The sequence below is a fragment of the Nonomuraea antri genome (assembly GCF_013283785.1).
Lineage (GTDB): Bacteria > Actinomycetota > Actinomycetes > Streptosporangiales > Streptosporangiaceae > Nonomuraea > Nonomuraea antri.
Genome location: NZ_JABCPZ010000202.1, coordinates 1 through 20,853 on the forward strand (window position 1 = coordinate 1; position 20,853 = coordinate 20,853).

Sequence of the window (20,853 nt, forward strand, 5' to 3'; positions counted from 1 at the left end):
GCCACAGCCCGGCCCGCCACAGCCCGGCCCGCCACAACCCGGCCCATCTCAACCTGGTCCGCCGCCCGGCCCGGCGCAGCCCGGCCCCGGGTGGGGGCGCGGGCCGTCGTCGGGCGCGCCCGCGGAGTTCGGCGCGTCCGGCGGGTTCGACGAGCCCGAGGAGCCGTGGAACCCGCGGATCCGCCGGGCGGTCACCCGCGCTCCCGCCGACGGCCGCCACGCCCCGCGCGGCGACAGGCGCGGCGTCCCGCACGGCCTCAACGTCCCGCCGAGACGCGGCACGCGCGGCCTGGAGCCCGCCGACGCGGCGCTGCCGCCGTGGGACTCCCTGCCGCCGTCCGCCAGGCTCTACGGCTCGCCCGCCGACCCGGGGCTGCGCAGGCGCGCGTCCAGGCGCGGCGGGCGGTTCGTGGTGCCGCTGCTGGCCGCGCTGACGGCGGCGGCGGTGCTGGCGACCCTGGTTATGGTGGTGACGCGGCTGACCGCGCCGGCCCGCGAGCCCGCCGCGCAGACACTGAACGACGCGCTGTCCGGGGTGACGCTGGCCCTGCCGGCCGGCTGGCGCGCCGCCCCGCTGCCGCCGGTGACCGGGTTCACCTCGGCGATCAGGGACGACAGCGGCGCGATGATCATGGCGGGTCCGGCGCCCGAGTCCGCCGCCGACGCCAGGAAGACCGCGGCCGAGGCGGCCGAGCGGTTCTCGCGGCTGCTGCTCAGGGGCGACCGCGTCACCGTCGTGGGCGACCGCCGCACCCCGCGCGGTCACACCAGGGCGCTGCGGGCCGAGTACCAGGGCGTGGCCAACCGGCCGGCCTATCTCCGCGTGATGCTGCTCACGCGCGAGGGCGGCGACGTCCTGCTGGTGGGACTGCTGCAACCCGAAGACAACACGCGCAAACAGGCGCTCGACGCGGTCATGTCGAGCATCCGATAAGCCACGGGACACCTCATAGCACGCAAGGATGAGCTTGGCCAGAATCCACGATGCTCGGCACGTCTTGTCGGTCGGCCCGATTACTCTTGGGTCACTGTGAGAGAGCGAAGCACACGAACCCCAGAGGTGATGCGGTGAGCACCTTCGCCGCATCCCACCTGTCGCCTTCCTATCCGGACCGCGCCGCGTGGGGCACCGCACCCAAGCTCAGGGCGTGGCAGCAGCAGGCGTTCGACCTGTATTTCAGCAGGGAGCCGCGCGACTTCCTCACCGTGGCCACCCCGGGCGCGGGCAAGACGACCTACGCCCTGCGCATCGCCAGCGAGCTGCTCGCCAACGGGGTGATCAGGGCCATCACCATCGTGACCCCCACCGAGCACCTCAAGCGCCAGTGGGCCGACGCCGCGGGCCGGGTCGGCATCGGCATCGACCCGGAGTTCAAGAACAGCCAGGGCACCACCTCGCGCGACTACACCGGCGTGGCCGTGACGTACGCGCAGGTGGCCATGCACCCGGCGCTGCACCGGGCGCGCACCGAGGCCCGTCCGACGCTGGTCATCTTCGACGAGATCCACCACGCGGGCGACGCCAAGTCGTGGGGCGACGGCGTGCGCGAGGCGTTCGAGCCGGCCAGGCGCAGGATCCAGCTCACCGGCACGCCGTTCAGGTCCGACGACAACCCGATCCCGTTCGTCGACTACGAGGAGGACGCCGAGGGCCTCAAGCGCAGCGTCGCCGACTACTCCTACGGCTACGGCCCCGCGCTCGACGACGGCGTCGTCCGCCCGGTCATCTTCCTGGCCTACTCCGGCGAGATGAAGTGGCGCACCAGGGCCGGCGACGAGATCGCCGCCACGCTCGGCACGCCGCTCACCAAAGACCAGCTGTCCCAGGCCTGGCGGGCCGCGCTCGACCCCAAGGGCGACTGGATCCGCCAGGTCATGCAGGCGGCCGACCGCCGGCTGACCGAGGTGCGCCGCGGCGTGCCCGACGCCGGCGGCCTGGTCATCGCCACCGACCACGAGACGGCCCGGGCCTACGCCCGCCACCTGCGCAACATCACCGGCGAGGGCGCCACGATCGTGCTGTCCGACGATCCTGGCGCGTCCAAGAAGATCAAGGCGTTCGCCGCGTCGCAGGATCGCTGGCTGGTCGCGGTCCGCATGGTCTCGGAAGGCGTCGACATCCCGCGCCTGTGCGTGGGCGTCTACGCCACCTCCACCTCGACCCCGCTGTTCTTCGCCCAGGCCGTCGGCCGATTCGTGCGGGCGCGCAAGCGCGGCGAGACCGCCTCCGTCTTCCTGCCCTCGGTGCCGACCCTCATGGGCCTGGCCAACGAGATGGAGCTCGAGCGCGACCACGTGCTCAACAAGAAGCCGCCGGAGGACGGCCTCGACGACAGCCTGCTGGAGCAGGCCAACAGGCAGAAGGACAATCCGGACGTCCTGGGCGACGAGCTGCCGTTCGAGACGATGGAGACCAGCGCCACCTTCGACCGGGTGCTGTTCGACGGCGGCGAGTTCGGCACCGGCGCGGAGATCGGCTCGGCCGAGGAGGAGGACTTCCTCGGCCTGCCCGGCCTGCTGGAGCCCGACCAGGTGGCCACGCTGCTGCGCAAGCGCCAGTCCGACCAGCAGGCGGCCAAGCGCAAGCAGGCGGCCGAGCCGGTGAAGGAGACGCTGGCGCCGCACGAGCAGATCGCCGAGCTGCGGCGCGAGCTGAACGGCCTGGTGGGCGCCTGGAACCACCGCACCGGGCAGCCGCACGGCGTGATCCACTCCGAGCTGCGCCGCGCCTGCGGCGGCCCGCCGATCGCGCAGGCCACGGCCGAGCAGATCCAGGAGCGCATCGACACCATCCGCCGCTGGGCCACCCAACGGCGCTAGGCGGTCCCGATCCCGGCCCTGGGCGTCACGCCCGGGGCCGGTGTGTCGTAAAGGGCGCGTCGTAAAGGGGTGCGGCGTAGAAGGGCTCGGAGGTCATCGAGACGACGATCGACCCGGCGACGCACATGAGGGGCAGCGCGACGCCGAGGCACACCCGGATCGGCAGGCTTCCCGGCGCCATCAGCCAGGCCGTGAAGGTGTATACGGCCACGGCCGGCACCAGGACGAACCACTCGGGGTCGGGCAGCCACTCGACCTCGATCAGCAGCCATACCACGCGGGGCACGATGAGCCACAACAGGCCGAGCAGGAACAGCGGCGCGAGCAGCCCCACGGCCGCCCAGCGCGGCAGCTTCAGCAGCCAGGAGAGCAGCAGGCTGAGCGGAATCGGGGCGATCATCGCGGGCACGACCCCGGCCAACCGCCGCAAAAGATCACGATTCGGTCGGCTCGTACGCCTCGGCCAGGAGTTCGATCGAGCGGATCCAGGCCTTCCTGTCCGGCGCGGACGAGACCACGATCAGCTCGTCGGCCTGGGCGTGCCTGGCGAACCCGTCGAGGTAGTCCCGCACCTCGGCCCGGGTGCCGATGGCCGCGTACGTGAGCATCTGCAGGAGCTGGCGGCCGGCCGGCGACTCCAGGATCGTGTCGGCCTCCTCCGGGGTGAAGGTCCGGCCGCGGCCCAGGAAGCGTGAGACGCGCAGCCGCTTGGCGGCCAGGAACTGCTCCTGCGCCTCCTCGGCGGTCTCGGCCGCGATCACGTTCACGCCGGCGATCACGTACGGCTCGGCGAGCTGCGCGGACGGCCGGAACTCGCGGCGGTAGAGCGCGACCGCCTCCTCCAGCGCGGCGGGGGCGAAGTGGGAGGCGAAGGCGTAGGGCAGGCCGAGCGCGGCGGCGAGCTTGGCGCCGAACAGCGACGAGCCGAGGATGTACAGCGGCACGTTCGTGCCCTTGCCGGGCGTGGCGTCCACGCCGGGGATGCGGGATTCGCCGGTCAGGTAGCCCTGCAGTTCCAGGACGTCCTCAGGGAAGGTGTCGGCGGCGGCCGGGTCGCGGCGCAGCGCGCGCATGGTCGCCTGGTCGCTGCCGGGGGCGCGGCCGAGTCCGAGGTCGATGCGGCCCGGGTGCAGGGTTTCGAGCGTGCCGTACTGCTCGGCGATGGGCAGCGGCGCGTGGTTGGGCAGCATGACGCCGCCGGCGCCGAGGCGGATCGTCCGGGTGTGCGCGGCGACGTGGGCGATGAGCACGCTGGTCGCCGAGGACGCGATCGAGGGCATGTTGTGGTGCTCGGCGTACCAGACGCGGTGGTAGCCGAGTTCCTCGGCGCGCTGGGCCAGCGTCACACTGGCGGCCAGGCTGACGCCCGCCGTCTCGTCCTCGCCGATGACCGCCAGATCAAGGATGGACAGAGGGAGAGCCATGGAGACGTGCCTTTCGCTGGAATCTGACCGGCCGCTGCTTTGGTGCACGATGTGTAACAGATGCGGTTGCTGTGGATATTTCTCCGCTCCGGTTTCCCGGCTGATAATCTTCCGAGCCGTTGATCGTTTGCTTGGGGGCCCACCATGAGATCGCTTCGTCTGCTGCCGGCCGTCATCGCCCTGGCCTGCCTGGCCCTGACCGGGTGCGGGGGAGGGGAGCCCGCGAAGAAGGTCGCCATCCCGGACAGTCCGGCGGGCAAGCAGCTCACCTGGTACCTGGACGCCGTCAACCGCACGCCGATCGTGGACAAGGAGCTCGCCGAGCACCTGAGCGCCACGTTCTTGAAGGAGGTGCCGGCCGAGGAGTTCAACTCCCTGGCCAAGACGCTGGCGGGGCTGCAGCTGACGGAGCTGAGCGACGTGAAGCCCACGGCGCTGACCGGGCGGGTGGCCGTCCTGGACCAGGTCTACAAGGCGGAGATCTCCGTGGACGAGTCCGGAAAGATCGACTACCTGCTGATCACGCCCAGCTAGCCGGTCACGCTCAGTGACGTCTCATGCCTTTTGGTCATAGAGCAGTGGCCTTTCGTTAGAAGACCGGGTGGAGCGGCAACAACCTTCTTGGCTGCCTTGGGATATGCAGAAGGACTTCGCCCATGTCGTCTGAGGCCACAGGAAAGTCGACCCTCACCGTGACTTCCGGCCTCTCTCGAAACTCCACCATCATCCGGTTGGCCGGAGAACTGGACGTCTACGCCGTCCCGGTCCTGCGCGAGCACCTGGAGCGGATCTGGGAGCTGCCCGCCAAACCCTTCCTGATCGTGGACATGGGAGAGGTCACCTTCTGTGACTCGATGGGGATGAACGAGCTCGTCGACATCATGCACCGCTGCGAGGGCCGGGGCACCAGGCTCCTGCTCGGCGGCGTGCAAGGGGTCATGGCCCGGGTGTTGTCGATCACCGGGTTGCGGCACGCGTTCGAGGTGTTCGCGCGGTTCGACGACGCGCTGCGCCTGGCCGTGACCCACGCCTGAGCGGTGACCTGCCCGTGGGGCGTCAGCCGAGCACCGGCGTGCCGCGCAGGGTGGCGCCCGCGGCGTCGAGCTGGGCCAGCGCGGCCTCGGTGGTCGTGGGGGCCACGCCGGCGGTCAGGTCGAGCAGCACCCGCACGGCCAGGCCGTGCTCGACCGCGTCGATCGCGGTGGCCCGCACGCAGTGGTCGGTGGCGATGCCCACGACGTCCACCTCGGTCACGCCGCGGGAGGCGAGCCAGTCGGCCAGCGACTCGCCGTCGCCCGACGCGCCTTCGAAACCGCTGTAGGCGGCCTCGTAGGCGCCCTTGCTGAACACCTCCTCGACGGGGGCGACGTCCAGCGACGGGTGGAAGTCGGCGCCGGGGGTGCCGGCCACGCAGTGGGGCGGCCAGGTGTCGACGTAGTCGGGGGAGTCGGAGAAGTGCGCGCCCGGCCGGATGTGGTAGTCACGCGTGGCCACGACGTGGTCGTAGCCGTGCTCGGTCACGTGGCGGGTGATCGCCGCCGCCACCTCGGAGCCGCCGGCCACGGCCAGGCTGCCACCCTCGCAGAAGTCGTTCTGCACATCGACGATGATCAACGCGGTGCCCATACAGAGCACGATACGTCAGGCGAACTCCGTCGGGATCGCCGCGTACCCCCTGCCCAGGTGGAGCGCCTCCACCGGCAGCAGGGCGACGGCCGCGGCGTGCCGCTCGCGGGCGGCGTCCAGCGACTCCCTGCCGACCACCTCGCCGTCGCGCACCAGCGGGTGCAGCAGCGGGATGCCGCCCTCGGGCACGTGCCCGGACGTGGTGACCAGCTCGGTCTCGGCGTGACCGGTCTCGTCGAGCAGCCGGTAGGCCTCCTTGCGCCCGCCGCGTGACGGCTTGCCGACCGAACGCTTGGCCACCGGCTCCAGCTTGCCCGTCGCGGTCTCCCTGGCCACCAGCTTGTACACCAGCGCCGCCGTCGGCACGCCGGAGCCGGTCACCAGGGACGTGCCGACGCCGTAGCCGTCCACCGGGGCCGCCGCGAGCGCCGCGATCGCGTATTCGTCCAGGTCGGAGGTGACCAGGATGCGGGTGTCGAAGGCACCGAGCGCGTCGAGCTGCTCGCGCACCTCCTGCGCGGCCGCGGCCAGGTCGCCGGAGTCGATGCGCACCGCGCCCAGCTCGGGCCCGGCCAGCTCGACCGCGGTACGCACCGCCTGGGCCACGTCGTAGGTGTCGACCAGCAGCGTCGTCTCCGGGCCGAGCGAGGCGATCTGGGCCTCGAACGCGGCCCGCTCCGAGTCGTGCAGCAGCGTGAACGCGTGCGCCGCGGTGCCCGCGGTGGGCACGCCGAAGATCCGGCCGGCCATCAGGTTGGAGGTCGAGGCGAAGCCGGCGATGTAGGCGGCGCGGGCGGCGGCGACCGCGGCCCACTCGTGCGTACGCCGCGAGCCCATCTCGATCAACGGCCGCTTGCCCGCCGCGTTCGCCATCCGCGAAGCCGCCGAGGCGATCGCGCAGTCGTGATTCAAGATTGACAAGATCAGCGTTTCGAGCAGCACGGCCTCGGCGAACGTGCCCTCGACCACCATGATCGGCGAGGCCGGGAAGTACAGGTCGCCCTCGCGGTAGCCGTGCACGCTGCCGGAGAACCGGTACCCGGCCAGGAACTCCAGCGTCGACTCGTCGACCACGTGGTTCTCCCGCAGGTAGGTGAGTTCCTCCTCACCGAAACGGAAGCGTTCGAGCTCGTCCAGGACACGTCCGATCCCGGCCACGACCCCATAGCGTCGGCCGCCTGGCAGGTGCCTGGCGAACACCTCGAAAACCGCTTTCCGGTGCGCCGCGCCGCTGCGCAGAGCCGCCTGGAGCATCGTCAGTTCATAGTGATCAGTGAGCAACGCAGTGCTCATGGTCATAGTCACGAGTCGAAGACTACGGCCCAGATAGGGCAGACTCGGGGATGTGGGTAGCACCGCTCCAATCACCGTCGAGCGTCCGTCATCGGACGTCCGGCCCGATCTGCCATGGGTGACCATCGTCTGGAACGACCCGGTCAACCTCATGTCCTATGTGACCTACGTCTTCCAAACGGTCTTCGGGTACACCCGGGAAAAGGCCGAGAAGCTCATGATGGACGTCCACCACAAGGGCAAGGCGGTCGTGTCCAGCGGCACACGCGAAGAGATGGAACGCGATGTGCAGATTCTCCACTCCTACGGCTTGTGGGCGACGGTCCAGCCCGACTCGGTCAAGTGAGGCGGCACGGGTGACTTCTGGTTTCTCCCCGGCGCGTGGCGGCGGCATCATCGCGGAGTTCGAGGCCGCCGAGGTGTCGCTGCTGCGCTCGCTGGTGTCCATGGTGCTCGGGCTGGTCGAGCCCGGGCAGACCAGCGACGACCCGCTGGAGCGCGCGCTCGGGATCGGGGCGGGCGAGGCGCCGTCCGACCCGGTGCTGGCGCGGCTGTTCCCGGCGGCGTACGCGGACGAGAAGGAGGCCTCGGAGTTCCGCCGCTACACCGAGGCGACGCTGCGCGACGGCAAGCGCGCCGACGCGCGGACCGTGTTCGACACCGCCAGGTCCGGCCGCAACGAGCTCGACCCCGAGCAGGCGCAGGCGTGGCTGCGGGCGCTCAACGACGTCAGGCTCGCCCTCGGCACCAAGCTCGACGTGACCGAGGAGATCCACGACGAGATCGCTGGCATGGACGAGGACGACCCGCGCTACCCGGCCTTCGTCACCTACGACTGGCTGACCTACCTCCAGGACAGCCTGGTGCGCGCCCTCTGGTAACTTCCGGGCCATGCTCACGATCGCGCAGGAACTGGTTGACAAGATCGTCGCCCACGCCCGAGCCGACCACCCGGACGAGGCGTGCGGCGTCATCGCGGGCAGCAACGGCGTGCCCGAGCGGTTCATCCCGATGGAGAACGCCGAGCGTTCGCCCACCTTCTACCGGTTCGACTCCATGGAGCAGTTCCGGGTCTGGCGTGAGATGGACGACCGCGACGAGGAACCGGTGGTGATCTACCACTCGCACACCGCCACCGAGGCCTACCCGTCGCGCACCGACGTGTCGTACGCTTCGGAGCCGAACGCCCACTACGTGCTGGTCTCCACGCGGGACGAGAACGAGGTGGAGTTCCGCTCGTACCGCATCCTCGACGGTGAGATCACCGAGGAAGAGGTAAGGTTTCTCCCATGATGGTCCGGCCTGTGCAGAGTTTCCTCTTCGCGCATACCCCGGCTGTCGTCGTTTACGACTGTTAGTGCCCGAGGAATCCCGCACCCAGCCGTCGGCGTTGTGCGCCGATGGGACGACGACAGACCCTTCACGAGGAGACCGCGATGGCCATCGAGGTTCGCATTCCGACCATCCTGCGTAACTACACCGACGGCGCCAAGGCCGTGAACGCCGAGGGCGCCACCCTCGACGAGCTGATCAGCAACCTGGAGTCCCACCACCCGGGCATCAAGGACCGCCTGGTCGACGACGCCGGCCTGCGCCGATTCGTCAACGTGTACCTCAACGACGAGGACGTGCGTTTCCTCGGCGGCCTCGGCACCCCGGTGTCCGACGGCGACACGGTGACCGTGCTCCCCGCCGTCGCCGGCGGGTGACATGCGGTTCGAATCGCTGATCGACTCGGTCGGCCGCACGCCCCTCGTCGGGCTGCCGCGCCTGTCGCCCTCGGCCGAGGTGCGGGTGTGGGCCAAGCTGGAGGACCGCAACCCGACCGGGTCGATCAAGGACAGGCCCGCGCTGTGGATGGTCGAGCAGGCCGAGAAAGACGGCCTGCTCACCCCCGGCTGCACCATCCTGGAGCCGACCAGCGGCAACACCGGCATCTCGCTGGCCATGTCGGCCAAGCTCAAGGGCTACCGGCTGATCTGCGTGATGCCGGAGAACACCTCCGAGGAACGGCGTCAGCTGCTGCGCATGTGGGGCGCGGAGATCATCTCCTCGCCCGCCGCGGGCGGCTCGAACGAGGCCGTGCGCGTCGCCAAGGAGCTGGCCGCGCAGAACCCCAGCTGGGTGATGCTCTACCAGTACGGGAACCCGGCCAACTGGCGCTCGCACTACGAGACCACCGGCCCGGAGATCCTGGCCGACCTGCCGACCGTGACACACTTCGTGGCCGGCCTCGGCACCACGGGCACTCTCATGGGCGTGGGCCGCTTCCTGCGCGAGCGCCTGCCCGAGGTGCAGATCGTGGCCGCCGAGCCGCGTTACGGCGAGCTGGTCTACGGGCTGCGCAACGTCGATGAGGGATTCATCCCCGAGCTGTACGACGAGAGCGTCCTGACCACCCGCTTCTCCGTCGGTTCCGCCGACGCGCTGCGGCGCACCAGGGAGCTGCTGGCGGCGGAGGGGATCTTCGCCGGCGTCTCCACCGGCGCCGCGCTGCACGCCGCGCTGGGCATGGCACGCAAGGCCGTCAAGGCGGGCGAGCGGGCCGACATCGTGTTCGTGGTGGCCGACGGCGGCTGGAAGTACCTGTCGACCGGCGCCTACGAGGGCACGCTCGAAGAGGCGGAAGAGCGCCTGGAAGGCCAGCTCTGGGCCTGATCCCCGATCAGTACGTGAAACGGGCGGCCGGCTGAACAGCCGGCCGCCCGTTTCGTTCGTACGAACGGGTCAGTTGAACAGCACCCGCAGCGAGAAGTTGGACTCGGAGCCGTTGGCGCTGCCGCTGAACCCGACGGCCCGCAGCACCTGCGCGTTGGCCTTCGAGTCGCCCTCCAGCCCGGCCAGGTAGAGCTTCTCGACCTTGTCCAGGTCCACGAACATCGCGAAGTTGGCGTCGGCCGCGTTCGGGATGGCGGTCTTGAACGTCTCCGAGTCGCCCAGCGTGCCCTCACCGGCCAGCGCCTTGGCGTACTCGTCGGTGGTGGCCAGCGTCAGCACGCCGTCACCGGCCACCTTCGCCAGCTGCGGCGCCGCCTGGCCCTGAGCCGTGATGGCCTGCTGGACCTTGTCGTAGACGGCCTGCGCCTTGGCCGGGTCGGTGGCCAGGCGCACCCCGGCCTTGAACTGGTTGTTGTCCAGGCCCTGGCTGTCGATGGCGAACGTGAGGTTCTTGCCGAAGAACGTGGCCAGGTCGCCCGGCAGGTCGAGCCCGTAGAGGGTCTTGGCCTGCTCGATGAACGTGGTGATCTCGGCGCCGCCCGTCGCGCTCGCCGACTTCACGATCTGGTCCCACTGCTTGGTCAGCGCCTGGTCCAGGCCGGAGATCGACAGGGCGCCCGCGGTGCTGGCGGGCAGCGTGCTCAGGTCGGCCTTGGCCAGGTCGCCCTCGACCATGCTCTCCGCGCCGCGGACGATGCCGGCCAGCTCGGCGTAGGCGCTGTCGAAGCGGAGCGCGCCGGTGAAGCGGGCGTTCTTGGCGTTGGCCAGCGCCGCCTTCTGCTCGGCGGGCAGCTCGACCAGCTCGCTGAACTTGCCGACGTGCATCCAGAACGACATCACGCCCTGCTCGCCGAGCGCGCTCATGTCGTCGCCGAAGTCGGCGTTGTCGGCCAGGCTGCCGCTCTCCTGCGAGTACTTGGTGGCCAGCTCCTGGGTGGCGGTGAGCAGCGCGTAGTCGTCGCGGAAGGCCAGGCCGTACTTGTCCTTGCCCATCAGCTTGGCGATGCCGGCCTTGGCCTGCTCCTGGTCCTTGACCTGGACGGCCACCGCGAAGTCCGGCTCCTTGCCGCCGGAAGGCACCACGCCCACGCCGATCCTGCTGCCCAGCCACGGGTCGACGTCCTTGGCGAAGTCGATCTTCCCGAAGTCCTGGTCGTTCGTGCCCTTGATGGCGTCGAACAGGGCCTTGCGCGGGTCCTCGCCGGTGAAGGCGTCCTTGGTGACGCTGAACTTCCTGCCGATCTGGAACAGCGCCAGCTTCTGGTTGGCCGCCGGGTCCAGGTCGAAGCGCATGTAGGCGATGGAAGCGGCGGGCAGGACCTCGTGCGGCTGGGTGCCGCCGCCGCTCAGCGTGCCGACCGCCGCCCAGACGCCGCCGCCGAGCACGAGCACGGCGAGCGCGCCCGCGATGGCGATGATCCAGCTCTTGCGGCCCTTCTTCGGCGGGTCCGTGGGGCCGAAGCCCTCGGGGCCCTGGTGCTGCCAACCCTGCTGTGCGTACTGGTCCTGCTGCCAGCCCTGCTGGGCGTACTGGCCCTGCTGGGGCTGCTGCTGGCCGTACTGCGGCTGCTGACCGTACTGGGCCTGCTGGCCGTACTGGTCCTGCGGGGCGTACTGGCCCTGCTGCTGCTGCTGCCAACCTGGCTGGCTCTGCGGCTGCTGGCCGTACTGGCCGCCGCCGTAGGGCTGCTGACCCTGCGGGGATTGGGGGTTGTACGACGCTTGCTGGCCGTAGGACGCCTGCTGCTCATGCGAGGGCTGGCCATACTGCGGCTGCTGGCCGTACTGGGGCTGCTGGCCGTAGGCCGGCTGCTGGTAAGGCTGCTGTGGCGGGTACGGCTGGCCGCCGGCGTTGGGCATCGTCGGCGGGTTCTCCGGGCGATACACCGCGGTCCGGTCGGGATCCTGGCCGGGGGGATTATTGGCAGACATCACTCAACTCACAATGTGGACTTATGACCACAAAGAAGGTAGCCGATGATCCTATACGCCCGCTTGCAATGTGCTGAAGTGGGTGTCAGACCCGGCTGAGCTCCTTTCGCACGGCGTGCAGATGCACTTCTCCGTCGCCGTAATCGGCCACCGCCGACCACGGGACGAACGTGCACCCGGCGTACACCAGCCGGCCCAGGAGCTGCGAGATCCAGGCGAAGCGATCTTCACGGTCGCGGGTCAGCCCGAGCAGCAACGGCCCGCGCCTGGCCGAGACCACCAGCCCGTAAACGGTGTTGCTCTGCTGCAGTTCGCCTTTGTGTTTCACCACTCGGACGTCCACCACATATCCCACCCACACGCCATTGGTGTCCCACACGCATTGGCCGATGAGTTCGCTGAAACTAGCCATGATCGAACTTTCTCAATCGGTAGGCGTTTCCGCAGGTAGGCGCGCTGATGGGGGATGGCGTACAGTATGGGGCACTAGAATATAGTTCCGGACTTGAGGGACGGGCTGATGACCAAGTTCGACGAGGCCACGCAGGCGATCAGAGTGGACGAGACCACCTACGACGTGTGTCTCGACCCCGGCTACGCGATCGGCGGGCCGCTCAACGGCGGCTACCTGATGGCCGTGATCCTGCGCGCGGCCGTGGACGCCTCGCCGTTCGAGCACCCGGTGAGCACCACCGCGCAGTTTCTCAAGTCGCCCGTGGCCGGGCCGGCGCGGGTCAAGGTGGAGCAGCTCAAGTCGGGCAGGACCGCCGCGTTCGCCAGGGCCACGCTCATCCAGGACGGCGTCGCCCAGATCGAGAGCATGATCACCACCGCCACGCTGAACGACGTCGAGCCGGTCTACACCGACGCCGCGCCCGCGCTCATGCCCGCGCCGGCGGAGTGCGTCAAGCTGCCCGACCCCAAGCCGGAGTCGGGCATGACCCTCAACGCCCAGATGGACCTGCTGTTCGACCCGCCCACCATCGGCTGGCTCAAGGGCGAGCCCACCGGCCGGCCGGAGTCACGCGCGTACTTCAGGATGGCCGAGCCGCAGGACCCCGACCCGTACGTGCTCGCCCTGGCCGTCGACGCGCTGCCGCCCGTGGTGTTCTCCGCCGGCGCCCGCGGCTGGGCCCCCACCGTGGACCTCACCTGGCACCTGCGCGCCCTGCCCGCCCCCGGCTGGCTCACGCTCGTCGGCGACGGCCGGCTGATCTCCGACGGCTGGTTCGACGAGCGGGTCGAGGTCTGGGACTCGGCCGGCCGGCTCGTCGCGCACTCCTGCCAGCTCGCCCGGGTGGGGAGAGGCTGAGCGCCTGCTGTGAGCCATGACACGCCGCGGGTGGCCGCTGTGAGCATTCTTACGCAGTGTTGATCGCGCAGGTCGCCTACCCTCTAGAACGTGCCGGACACGAGTATTGGGATCTTCGACAGCGGAGTGGGCGGCCTGACCGTCGCCCGCGCGATCATCGACCAGTTGCCCCACGAGTCCATCACCTACGTGGCCGACACGGCCAACCAGCCGTACGGGCCCAAACGCATCGCCGAGCTGCGGGCGTACGCGCTGCAAGTGATGGACCACCTGGTCGACGACGGCGTGAAGATGCTCGTGATCGCCTGCAACAGCGCCAGCTCCGCGGTGCTGCGTGACGCCCGCGAGCGTTACGACGTACCGGTCGTGGAGGTGATCCAGCCGGCCACCAGGCGCGCCGTCCGCGCCACGCGCAACGGCCGGGTCGGCGTGATCGCCACCAGCGCCACCATCGAGTCGATGGCCTACCACGACGCCTTCACCGCGGCACCCGACGTGCAGCTCACCGGCGTGGCCGCCCCACGCCTGGTGGAGTACGTCGAACGGGGAGAGACGATGAGCGACGAGCTCATCGAGGTCGTCGCCGGATACCTGGAGCCCATCAGGGACGCCGGCTGCGACACGCTCATCCTCGGCTGCACGCACTACCCGCTGCTCACCGGCGCGATCTCCTACGTCGTCGGCGACGGGGTCACCCTGGTCTCCAGCGCCGACGAGACCGCCAAGGACGTCTACCGGATCCTGCACGACCGCGACCTGGCGGCCGGCGGCGAGGCCACCCCCCGGCACCGCTTCCGCGCCACCGGCGACTCCCTGCTCTTCGCCCGGCTCGGGCGGCGTTTCCTGGGCCCGGAGATCGACGCGGTCGAAGTCGCGCCCATGGGGGGTACCACGATCAATGGCCGCTCGGTCGCGTCCGCGGGCGTCGCCATGAGTAAGGAGCCCACATGAAGGTAACCGTCGTCGGATGCTCTGGCAGTTACCCCGGTCCCGACAGCCCCGCCTCCTGCTACCTGGTCGAGTCCGACGGCTTCAGCCTGCTGCTCGACCTCGGCAACGGCGCGCTCGGCGCGCTCCAGCGCCACATCGGCCTGTACGACGTCGACGCGATCTGCATCACGCACCTGCACGCCGACCACTGTCTCGACATCTGCGGCTACCACGTGGCCCGCACCTACGGCCCCGACGCGCCCTACCCGCGGATCCCGGTCCACGCCCCGGCCGCCGCGCCGAGCCGGCTGGCCGCCGCCTACGGCATGCCGGAGGAGCCGGGGCTGGAGACCGCCTTCGACTTCGTCCCGCTCGCGCCGGGCACCTTCGAGGTCGGCCCGTTCACCGTGACCGCCGGCCTGGTCAACCACCCGGTCGAGGCGTACGGCTTCCGCGTGAGCGACGGCGCCGGCAGCTTGGCCTACTCCGGTGACACCGGAGAGTCCGACGAACTGGTCAAGCTCGCCACCGGCGCCGACCTGCTGCTGTGCGAGGCGTCCTTCCTCGACCGGCCGGGCCAGCCCGCCGACCTGCACCTCAACGGCCGGCAGGCCGCCGAGCACGCCGCTCAGGCCGACGCGGGCCGCCTGGTGCTCACCCACCTGGTGCCCTGGAACGACCAGGACGCCATCCTGGACGACGCCTCCAGAGGCGGCTACGCCGGCCCGATCGCCCTGGCCCGCAGCGGCGACGTCTATCACCTGGCCTGAGCGGGACCCCGCACTACGAGCCTGGTCTGAGCGGGACCCCGCACCACGAGCCGAGGCCGCATCGCGCTACGAACTCGCCTGGGCCGGGAAGAAGTCGCGCATGCGCGGCAGCGGCGAGAACACCAGCGGCAGGAACGCCAGCACCCGGAACGACAGGAACACCCACAGCGCCTCCCGCACCCCGATCTGCTGCGCCAGCAGGCCGGACATCAGGGCGCCCAGCGGCATCGTCCCCCACGACACGAACCGCACCGTGGCGTTGACGCGGCCGAGCATGTGCTCCGGCACGCTGCTCTGCCGGTAGGTGCTCTGTCCGATGTTGGACATCACCGCGCCCCACGACAGCGCGATGGACGTGATCGCGAAGCACACCATCCGCCAGTCGGCCTGGGTCATCGGCAGCAGCAGCGCGAAGGGCGACGACACGGTCACCGCCACCCAGGTCGCCCGGGCCGTGCCGAACCTCCTGGTCAGCCAGGCGCCGGTGACGCCGCCGAGAATCCCGCCGATGCCGCCCGACATGAGCAGCACGCCGATCGTGCCGGGCGGCAGCTTGACCACTTCCGCCAGGAACAGCACCGACAAGGCGAGCACGCCGGCGACGGCCAGGTTCGCCCCGCCCGACGACAGCAGGAACGCGCGCATCAGCCGGTCGCGCCAGGCGTAGGCGAAGCCCTCCTTGATACCGCGCAGCAGCGGCGTGCGCTTGGCCGGGTCGGGCTGCCTGTCGGGCACCTTGATGCTGCCCAGCAGCAGCACCGAGGCGAGCGCGCCGAGCGCCGGGGCCAGGATCGCGTTCGCCGCCCCCACCAGTTGCACCAGTGCGCCGCCGATCCCCGGGCCCGTCATGAACCCGCCGGAACGCACCACCTCCAGTTTGGCGTTGCCGTCGCTCAGCAGATCCGTGCTCACCAGATTCGGCAGGTACGTCTGATCCGCGACGTCGTTGAAGACCTGGGCCACCCCGACCAGCAGCGCGACCACGTACATCATCGTGATCGACAACAGGCCGAACTGCCAGGCGAGGGGGATGCTGGCCAGGAGCAGGCACCGGGCCAGATCGGTGGCCATCATGACCCGGCGCTTGCGCATCCGGTCGACCCACACCCCCGCGGGCAGGCCGACCAGGAGGAACGCCGTGGTCTGCAGAGCGGCCATGAGACCCAGTTCCGCCGGGCCCGCGTGCAGGACTAGCACGGCGATCAGCGGCAGGGTCACGCGTGAAATGTTGGCTCCGAGTTCGTTCGCGACATGCGAACTGAGGAGCCGCCGGAAGTCAGGGTTTCGCAACACCCCCGTTGTCATTGCGTAAGGATCCATGTGTCGGACACATTTGGTCAAGAGCGTTGTGGCGCGGAGATAGGGTGATCTGTATGTCCCGACAGGATGACCGAACGCCCGACCAGCTCCGCCCCATTACCATCACCCGGCAATGGCTGGCGCACGCCGAAGGCTCGGTGCTGGTCGAATTCGGCGGGACGAAGGTGCTGTGCGCGGCGACCGTCCAGGACAGCGTGCCGCGATGGCGGCGGGGCAGCGGCGAGGGCTGGGTTACGGCTGAATACGCGATGCTGCCCAGGGCGACCAATACGCGTAACGATCGTGAATCGGTCCGCGGCAAAATCGGCGGGCGGACGCACGAGATTTCCCGGTTGATCGGCCGTTCCCTTCGGCAGTGCGTCGATTACAAGGCGTTGGGGGAAAACTCCATTCTGCTTGACTGCGATGTGTTGCAGGCCGACGGCGGAACGCGGACCGCCGCGATCACGGGCGCCTACGTGGCGCTGGCCGACGCGGTCGCGTGGATGCGCGCCCGCAAGATGTGCGCGCGCGACCCGCTGATCAGGTCCGTCGCGGCCGTCTCCGTCGGCGTGGTGAACGGCGTGCCGATGCTCGACCTGTGCTACACCGAAGACGTGGCCGCCGACACCGACATGAACGTGGTCATGACAGGCGAGGGCCTGTTCGTCGAGACGCAGAGCACCGCCGAGCGCGAGCCGTTCGACCGTGACATGCACAACCAGCTGCTCGACCTGGCCACGGCCGGCTGCGCCGAGCTCACGCTGATCCAGCGGGAGGCGCTGTCCGCATGAAGATCGTGCTGGCCACGCGCAACGCCGGCAAGATCGCCGAACTGCGCCGCATCCTGTCCGGCTTCGACATCGTCGGGCTCGAAGAGTTCCCCTCGATCGGCGAGGTCGCCGAGACGGGCACCACGTTCGAGGAGAACGCCCTGCTCAAGGCGCACGCCGTGGCGCAGGGGTCCGGGCTGCCCGCCGTCGCCGACGACTCCGGGCTCTGCGTCGACGTGCTGAACGGCATGCCGGGCGTCTTCTCCGCCCGCTGGTCGGGGCGGCACGGCGACGACCGGGCCAACCTCGACCTGCTGCTCGCTCAGGTCGGCGACGTGCCCGAAGACAAACTGGGCGCCCACTTCGCGTGCTGCGCCGCGCTGGCGCTGCCGTCGGGGGAGTGGCGGGTGGCCGAGGGCACGCTGCCCGGGCGCATCATCACCACGCCGCGCGGCACGAACGGCTTCGGCTACGACCCGATCCTGGTCCCCGACGGCGACACCCGCACCACGGCCGAGCTGTCGCCGGAGGAGAAAGACGCGATCAGCCACCGCGGCCGCGCCTTCCGCGCGCTGGCGCCGATCGTGCGCGAGCTGCTCGGCTCGTAACCACCGCGTAAGAACCCGCGCGGCTCGTGACCACGGCGTGAGAACGCGCGCGGCTCGTAACCACCGTGTAAGAACCCGCGCGGCAGTGGCGGCGTAGCGTCGTCACGTGCAGAGGAACTACGTGGTGCCCGTGTGGGCGGGAGCGGTGACCGGGCTGGTGGCCGCGGGGGTGGCGCTCGGAACGGCGCTGTTGGTGTCCGGTTTCGTGCGACTTGAGGCGTTTCCCGTGCTGGCCGTGGGCGACGCGACGGTCGACGTGACGCCCGCCCCGATCAAGGACTGGGCGATCAGCACGCTCGGCGAGAGCGACAGGGCCGTCCTGGTGGCCGGCGTGCTCGTGGTGCTGGCCGGGTTCGCCGCGTTCATCGGCGTCCAGGCCGGGCGCCGGCTCGCGTGGGGGCTGGCCGGGCTGGGGCTGTTCGGGGCGATCGGGATCCTGGCCGTGCTCACCAGGCCCGACGCCCGGCTCACGGACGTGCTGCCGACCCTGGTGGGCGTGGCGGCGGGGGCGGGGGCGCTGACCTGGCTGACCCGCAGGAGCACCCGTCCTGCCGACTCGACGGGACCTCTGGTGGAGCACTCGGCGGAGCGTCCGGCGGTGATGTGGCCGGGTGGCGCGCCGGCCGTCTTCGATCGGCGCAGGCTGCTGACCGGGGTGACCGGCAGCGTCGTGGTGGCGGGGGCGTCGGCGCTGATCGGACGGGAGATCGGCGGCCGGCGGACGGTAGACGCGGCCAGGACCCGCGTCGCGCTGCCCGCGCCGCGGTTCCCCGCCAAGCCGCTGCCCGCGGGCGCGGACCTCGGCATCAAGGGCCTGACCCCGTTCGTGACGAGCAACGAGGCCTTCTACCGGGTCCACACCGCGCTCGTCGTGCCCCAGGTGGACCCGGCCGCCTGGAAGTTGCGCATCCACGGGATGGTGGACCGGCCGATCGAGGTGACGTACGCCGAACTGCTCAAGATGCCGCTGACGGAGGCGGACATCACGCTCACCTGCGTCTCCAACGAGGTAGGCGGCCCGCTCGTGGGCAACGCGCGCTGGCTCGGCGTCCGCATGGCCGAGATGCTGCGCCGGTCCGGGGTGCGCGCGGACGCGGACATGCTGCTGTCCACCTCGTCCGACGGCTTCACCTGCGGCACCCCGCTGGACGTGGTCATGGACGGCCGCGACGCGCTGTTCGCGATCGCCATGAACGGCGAGGCGCTGCCCGTCGAACACGGCTTCCCGGTACGGCAGGTGGTGCCCGGTCTGTACGGGTACGTGTCGGCCACCAAGTGGGTGGTGGACGTCAAGGTGACCAGGTTTGACAGGGACGAGGCGTACTGGACGCCACGCGGCTGGGCGGCCCAGGCCCCGATCAAGACCCAGTCGCGCATCGACCTGCCCAGGGCGGGCGACACGATCAAGCCTGGACGCACCGCGATCGCCGGTGTCGCCTGGGCTCAGCACACCGGCGTCGACGCGGTCGAGGTGCGGATCGACCGGGGCGAATGGCGTCAGGCGCGGCTGGCCCAGGTGCCCGGCCCCGACACCTGGCGGCAGTGGGCCTTCGACTGGGACGCCACGCCCGGCGAGCACACCGTCGAGGTGCGGGCCACCGACGCGGCGGGACGCACCCAGACCGAGCGCAGGACCCGGCCGACTCCGGACGGCGCGAGCGGCTGGCACACGATCACGGTGACGGTCGCCTGAACCCCGCTGCCAGGCCGTTGACCCGGCGTCGTCGAACCATGAACAATCAACCGAAATCGACGAAGTGGGGTCCCGTCCATCGTGGCAATGCCGAACATCTTGGTGCTCTTCACCGACCAGTGGCGCGGCGACTGCCTGTCGATCGAGGGGCATCCCGTGGTCGAGACGCCGTTCATCGACCGGTGGGCGGCCGGGGCCAGGCGCTTCACCCGCGCCTACTCGGCCAACCCCACCTGCGTTCCGGCCCGGGCCTCGCTGATGACCGGGCAGCGCGCGCAGACCCACGGCCGGGTCGGCTACCGCGACGGCGTGCCGTGGGACTACGAGACCACCCTGGCCGGCGAGTTCACCAGGCACGGCTACCGCACGCACGCCATCGGCAAGATGCACGTCTACCCCGAGCGGCACCCGCTCGGCTTCGAGAGCGTCGAGCTGCACGACGGCTATCTGCACTTCGCCCGCGGCCATGCCGGCGACCTGGCCGAGGTGGACGACTACGTCCCCTGGCTGCGCGAGGTGAGCGGGCGCGCGGACGCCGACTACGCCGAGCACGGCGTCGACTGCAACTCGACCGTCGCCCGCCCGTGGGACAAGCCGGAGTGGCAGCATCCGACGAACTGGGTCACCCAGCGGGCCGTCGAATTCCTCCGCACCCACGACCGTGACCGGCCGTTCTTCCTGTTCGCGTCCTATCATCGGCCGCATCCGCCGTACGATCCGCCCGCGTGGGCGTTCGAGCAGTACCTCGCACGCGAGATGCCACCGCCCCCGGTGGGCGCGTGGACCCGTGACATGTGGCGCGAATCCGGCGACCCGCACGACCCCACCTCCCCCTACCTGGAGCTGCCCGAGCACCGGCTGCACCGGGCCAGAGCCGGTTACTACGGACACATGTCGCACATCGACCAGCAGGTCAACCGGATCTTCGAGGTGCTGCTCGAATCGCGGGCCCGCGAGACGATCGTGTTGTTCGCCTCCGACCACGGCGAGCTGATGGGCGACCATCACCTGTTCCGCAAGTCGCTGCCGTACGAGGGGTCGGCGCGGATCCCGTTCGTGCTGAGCGGGCCGGGCGTCGAACCCGGCGTGGACGACCGGGTGGTCGAGCTGCGCGACATCATGCCGACCCTGCTCACCGCGGCCGGGCTGCCGGTGCCCGAGAGCGTGGAAGGCCGCGACGTGCTCGGCGGGCCGCGCCGCGAGCTGCTGCACGGCGAGCACGTGGAGCACGTGCTGGACACGCCGGGCAGCGTCCACTGGCTCACCGACGGCCGCTGGAAGTACGTCTGGCGCAGCGGCGACGGCCGCGAACAGCTCTTCGACCTCCAGACCGACCCGGACGAGCTGAACGACCGGGCCGGTGACGTCGCGCCGTGGCGGAAGCTGCTCACCGAACGGCTGACCGGGCGGCCCGAGGGCTTCGTGGCCGGGGGAGAGCTCGTCACGGGGCGGCCGGTCATGGCGGTTCTTCCTGTTTGCCCAGGTCGGGGCGATGGTCCGGGACAGGAATCTTCCTGACTTTGCCTTGGCCGTACCCGGGGCCGCTCTACGATCAGTCGTCGAGCAGGACGGGAGGCGTGACGTGTTCGGCGACAGAAAGTCGGGCTCCACGAGCCCGCGGTGGGGCCTGCCTGGGGGGCGGTACAACCCTGCCG

23 protein-coding genes are annotated in these 20,853 nt (G+C 70.4%); 16 read left to right on the forward strand and 7 right to left on the reverse strand.

The window, feature by feature from the left end; all coding sequences use genetic code 11:
• Positions 1-934: hypothetical protein (locus HII36_RS42245; protein ID WP_217370643.1), on the forward strand; the 934-nt coding region annotated here is incomplete at its 5' end.
• Between the two features lie 134 nt (positions 935-1,068).
• Entirely contained in the window at positions 1,069-2,820 is a 1,752-nt protein-coding gene (locus HII36_RS42250) for a DEAD/DEAH box helicase (protein ID WP_173528973.1), read from the forward strand.
• A gap of 25 nt (positions 2,821-2,845) precedes the next feature.
• On the opposite strand, the gene HII36_RS42255 is transcribed toward HII36_RS42250, so the two are convergent.
• Together HII36_RS42255 and HII36_RS42260 are read right to left on the reverse strand one after the other, a co-directional pair.
• Complete coding sequence (locus HII36_RS42255; protein WP_173528974.1) at positions 2,846-3,220, reverse strand: hypothetical protein; 375 nt, start codon at positions 3,218-3,220, stop codon at positions 2,846-2,848.
• 34 nt (positions 3,221-3,254) lie between these two features.
• A complete protein-coding gene (locus HII36_RS42260) occupies positions 3,255-4,244 on the reverse strand; it encodes an LLM class flavin-dependent oxidoreductase (RefSeq protein WP_173528975.1) in 990 nt (329 codons plus the stop codon).
• A gap of 144 nt (positions 4,245-4,388) precedes the next feature.
• On the opposite strand from HII36_RS42260, the gene HII36_RS42265 reads away from it, so the two are divergent.
• Together HII36_RS42265 and HII36_RS42270 are read left to right on the forward strand one after the other, a co-directional pair.
• A complete protein-coding gene (locus HII36_RS42265) occupies positions 4,389-4,778 on the forward strand; it encodes a Cpe/LpqF family protein (RefSeq protein ID WP_173528976.1) in 390 nt (129 codons plus the stop codon).
• A gap of 122 nt (positions 4,779-4,900) precedes the next feature.
• Complete coding sequence (locus tag HII36_RS42270; protein ID WP_173528977.1) at positions 4,901-5,278, forward strand: STAS domain-containing protein; 378 nt, start codon at positions 4,901-4,903, stop codon at positions 5,276-5,278.
• A 22-nt stretch (positions 5,279-5,300) separates the two neighbouring features.
• Here HII36_RS42270 and HII36_RS42275 read toward each other — a convergent pair whose 3' ends face one another.
• Positions 5,301-5,870 carry a nicotinamidase gene (locus HII36_RS42275; protein ID WP_173528978.1) on the reverse strand — a complete coding sequence of 190 codons (570 nt, stop codon included), beginning with the start codon at positions 5,868-5,870 and terminating at the stop codon, positions 5,301-5,303.
• Between the two features lie 15 nt (positions 5,871-5,885).
• The gene (locus HII36_RS42280) at positions 5,886-7,169 is read right to left on the reverse strand and encodes a nicotinate phosphoribosyltransferase (protein WP_217370644.1); all 1,284 of its coding nucleotides are present in this window, start codon (positions 7,167-7,169) and stop codon (positions 5,886-5,888) included.
• Between the two features lie 46 nt (positions 7,170-7,215).
• On the opposite strand from HII36_RS42280, the gene clpS reads away from it, so the two are divergent.
• The 5 genes from clpS (at position 7,216) to HII36_RS42305 (ending at position 9,821) form a co-directional block, all read left to right on the forward strand.
• Positions 7,216-7,509 carry an ATP-dependent Clp protease adapter ClpS gene (gene clpS / locus HII36_RS42285; protein WP_173528980.1) on the forward strand — a complete coding sequence of 98 codons (294 nt, stop codon included), beginning with the start codon at positions 7,216-7,218 and terminating at the stop codon, positions 7,507-7,509.
• A gap of 10 nt (positions 7,510-7,519) precedes the next feature.
• Complete coding sequence (locus HII36_RS42290) at positions 7,520-8,044, forward strand: DUF2017 domain-containing protein (RefSeq protein WP_173528981.1); 525 nt, start codon at positions 7,520-7,522, stop codon at positions 8,042-8,044.
• Positions 8,045-8,054: 10 nt separating this feature from the next.
• Positions 8,055-8,456 carry a Mov34/MPN/PAD-1 family protein gene (locus HII36_RS42295; RefSeq protein WP_173528982.1) on the forward strand — a complete coding sequence of 134 codons (402 nt, stop codon included), beginning with the start codon at positions 8,055-8,057 and terminating at the stop codon, positions 8,454-8,456.
• Between the two features lie 143 nt (positions 8,457-8,599).
• Positions 8,600-8,872: a MoaD/ThiS family protein gene (locus tag HII36_RS42300; RefSeq protein ID WP_173528983.1), complete on the forward strand. Its 273-nt coding sequence runs from the start codon at positions 8,600-8,602 to the stop codon at positions 8,870-8,872.
• 1 nt (position 8,873) lies between these two features.
• Positions 8,874-9,821, forward strand: coding sequence for a PLP-dependent cysteine synthase family protein (locus HII36_RS42305; protein ID WP_173528984.1), 948 nt, complete (start codon positions 8,874-8,876; stop codon positions 9,819-9,821).
• Between the two features lie 69 nt (positions 9,822-9,890).
• Here the strand turns inward: HII36_RS42305 and HII36_RS42310 are convergent, their stop codons facing one another.
• Together HII36_RS42310 and HII36_RS42315 are read right to left on the reverse strand one after the other, a co-directional pair.
• The gene (locus HII36_RS42310) at positions 9,891-11,813 is read right to left on the reverse strand and encodes a DUF3352 domain-containing protein (RefSeq protein ID WP_173528992.1); all 1,923 of its coding nucleotides are present in this window, start codon (positions 11,811-11,813) and stop codon (positions 9,891-9,893) included.
• Between the two features lie 85 nt (positions 11,814-11,898).
• A complete protein-coding gene (locus HII36_RS42315; RefSeq protein ID WP_173528985.1) occupies positions 11,899-12,225 on the reverse strand; it encodes a hypothetical protein in 327 nt (108 codons plus the stop codon).
• 93 nt (positions 12,226-12,318) lie between these two features.
• On the opposite strand from HII36_RS42315, the gene HII36_RS42320 reads away from it, so the two are divergent.
• From HII36_RS42320 to HII36_RS42330, 3 genes are all read left to right on the forward strand, one after another.
• A complete protein-coding gene (locus HII36_RS42320; RefSeq protein ID WP_328808139.1) occupies positions 12,319-13,125 on the forward strand; it encodes a thioesterase family protein in 807 nt (268 codons plus the stop codon).
• 90 nt (positions 13,126-13,215) lie between these two features.
• A complete protein-coding gene (gene murI, locus HII36_RS42325) occupies positions 13,216-14,076 on the forward strand; it encodes a glutamate racemase (protein ID WP_173528986.1) in 861 nt (286 codons plus the stop codon).
• Positions 14,073-14,825, forward strand: a complete 753-nt coding sequence (locus HII36_RS42330; protein ID WP_173528987.1) for an MBL fold metallo-hydrolase — start codon at positions 14,073-14,075, stop codon at positions 14,823-14,825. The genes murI and HII36_RS42330 overlap by 4 nt, the downstream gene beginning before the upstream one ends.
• Before the next feature lie 66 nt (positions 14,826-14,891).
• On the opposite strand, the gene HII36_RS42335 is transcribed toward HII36_RS42330, so the two are convergent.
• The gene (locus HII36_RS42335) at positions 14,892-16,145 is read right to left on the reverse strand and encodes an MFS transporter (protein ID WP_328808140.1); all 1,254 of its coding nucleotides are present in this window, start codon (positions 16,143-16,145) and stop codon (positions 14,892-14,894) included.
• A 53-nt stretch (positions 16,146-16,198) separates the two neighbouring features.
• Here HII36_RS42335 and rph point away from each other — a divergent pair, with 53 nt between their 5' ends.
• The 4 genes from rph to HII36_RS42355 all read left to right on the forward strand — a co-directional run bounded on the left by rph (position 16,199) and on the right by HII36_RS42355 (position 20,716).
• A complete protein-coding gene (gene rph, locus HII36_RS42340; protein WP_173528989.1) occupies positions 16,199-16,918 on the forward strand; it encodes a ribonuclease PH in 720 nt (239 codons plus the stop codon).
• Positions 16,915-17,505 carry an RdgB/HAM1 family non-canonical purine NTP pyrophosphatase gene (gene rdgB / locus HII36_RS42345; protein ID WP_173528990.1) on the forward strand — a complete coding sequence of 197 codons (591 nt, stop codon included), beginning with the start codon at positions 16,915-16,917 and terminating at the stop codon, positions 17,503-17,505. Before rph ends, rdgB begins: the two co-directional genes overlap by 4 nt.
• A gap of 106 nt (positions 17,506-17,611) precedes the next feature.
• Complete coding sequence (locus tag HII36_RS42350; protein ID WP_328808141.1) at positions 17,612-19,198, forward strand: molybdopterin-dependent oxidoreductase; 1,587 nt, start codon at positions 17,612-17,614, stop codon at positions 19,196-19,198.
• Positions 19,199-19,285: 87 nt separating this feature from the next.
• Complete coding sequence (locus tag HII36_RS42355) at positions 19,286-20,716, forward strand: arylsulfatase (protein WP_173528991.1); 1,431 nt, start codon at positions 19,286-19,288, stop codon at positions 20,714-20,716.
• The last annotated feature ends 137 nt before the right edge of the window (positions 20,717-20,853 follow it).

Bases quoted from the DNA above. Each gene is read 5' to 3' on its own strand.
- HII36_RS42255 (WP_173528974.1), bottom strand. From the start codon at position 3,220: ATGATCGCCCCGATTCCGCTCAGCCTGCTGCTCTCCTGGCTGCTGAAG.
- HII36_RS42260 (WP_173528975.1), bottom strand. From the start codon at position 4,244: ATGGCTCTCCCTCTGTCCATCCTTGATCTGGCGGTCATCGGCGAGGAC.
- HII36_RS42265 (WP_173528976.1), top strand. From the start codon at position 4,389: ATGAGATCGCTTCGTCTGCTGCCGGCCGTCATCGCCCTGGCCTGCCTG.
- HII36_RS42270 (WP_173528977.1), top strand. From the start codon at position 4,901: ATGTCGTCTGAGGCCACAGGAAAGTCGACCCTCACCGTGACTTCCGGC.
- HII36_RS42275 (WP_173528978.1), bottom strand. From the start codon at position 5,870: ATGGGCACCGCGTTGATCATCGTCGATGTGCAGAACGACTTCTGCGAG.
- HII36_RS42280 (WP_217370644.1), bottom strand. From the start codon at position 7,169: ATGACCATGAGCACTGCGTTGCTCACTGATCACTATGAACTGACGATG.
- HII36_RS42295 (WP_173528982.1), top strand. From the start codon at position 8,055: ATGCTCACGATCGCGCAGGAACTGGTTGACAAGATCGTCGCCCACGCC.
- HII36_RS42300 (WP_173528983.1), top strand. From the start codon at position 8,600: ATGGCCATCGAGGTTCGCATTCCGACCATCCTGCGTAACTACACCGAC.
- HII36_RS42305 (WP_173528984.1), top strand. From the start codon at position 8,874: ATGCGGTTCGAATCGCTGATCGACTCGGTCGGCCGCACGCCCCTCGTC.
- HII36_RS42310 (WP_173528992.1), bottom strand. From the start codon at position 11,813: ATGTCTGCCAATAATCCCCCCGGCCAGGATCCCGACCGGACCGCGGTG.
- HII36_RS42315 (WP_173528985.1), bottom strand. From the start codon at position 12,225: ATGGCTAGTTTCAGCGAACTCATCGGCCAATGCGTGTGGGACACCAAT.
- HII36_RS42330 (WP_173528987.1), top strand. From the start codon at position 14,073: ATGAAGGTAACCGTCGTCGGATGCTCTGGCAGTTACCCCGGTCCCGAC.
- HII36_RS42335 (WP_328808140.1), bottom strand. From the start codon at position 16,145: ATGGATCCTTACGCAATGACAACGGGGGTGTTGCGAAACCCTGACTTC.
- rph (WP_173528989.1), top strand. From the start codon at position 16,199: ATGTCCCGACAGGATGACCGAACGCCCGACCAGCTCCGCCCCATTACC.
- rdgB (WP_173528990.1), top strand. From the start codon at position 16,915: ATGAAGATCGTGCTGGCCACGCGCAACGCCGGCAAGATCGCCGAACTG.
- HII36_RS42355 (WP_173528991.1), top strand. From the start codon at position 19,286: ATGCCGAACATCTTGGTGCTCTTCACCGACCAGTGGCGCGGCGACTGC.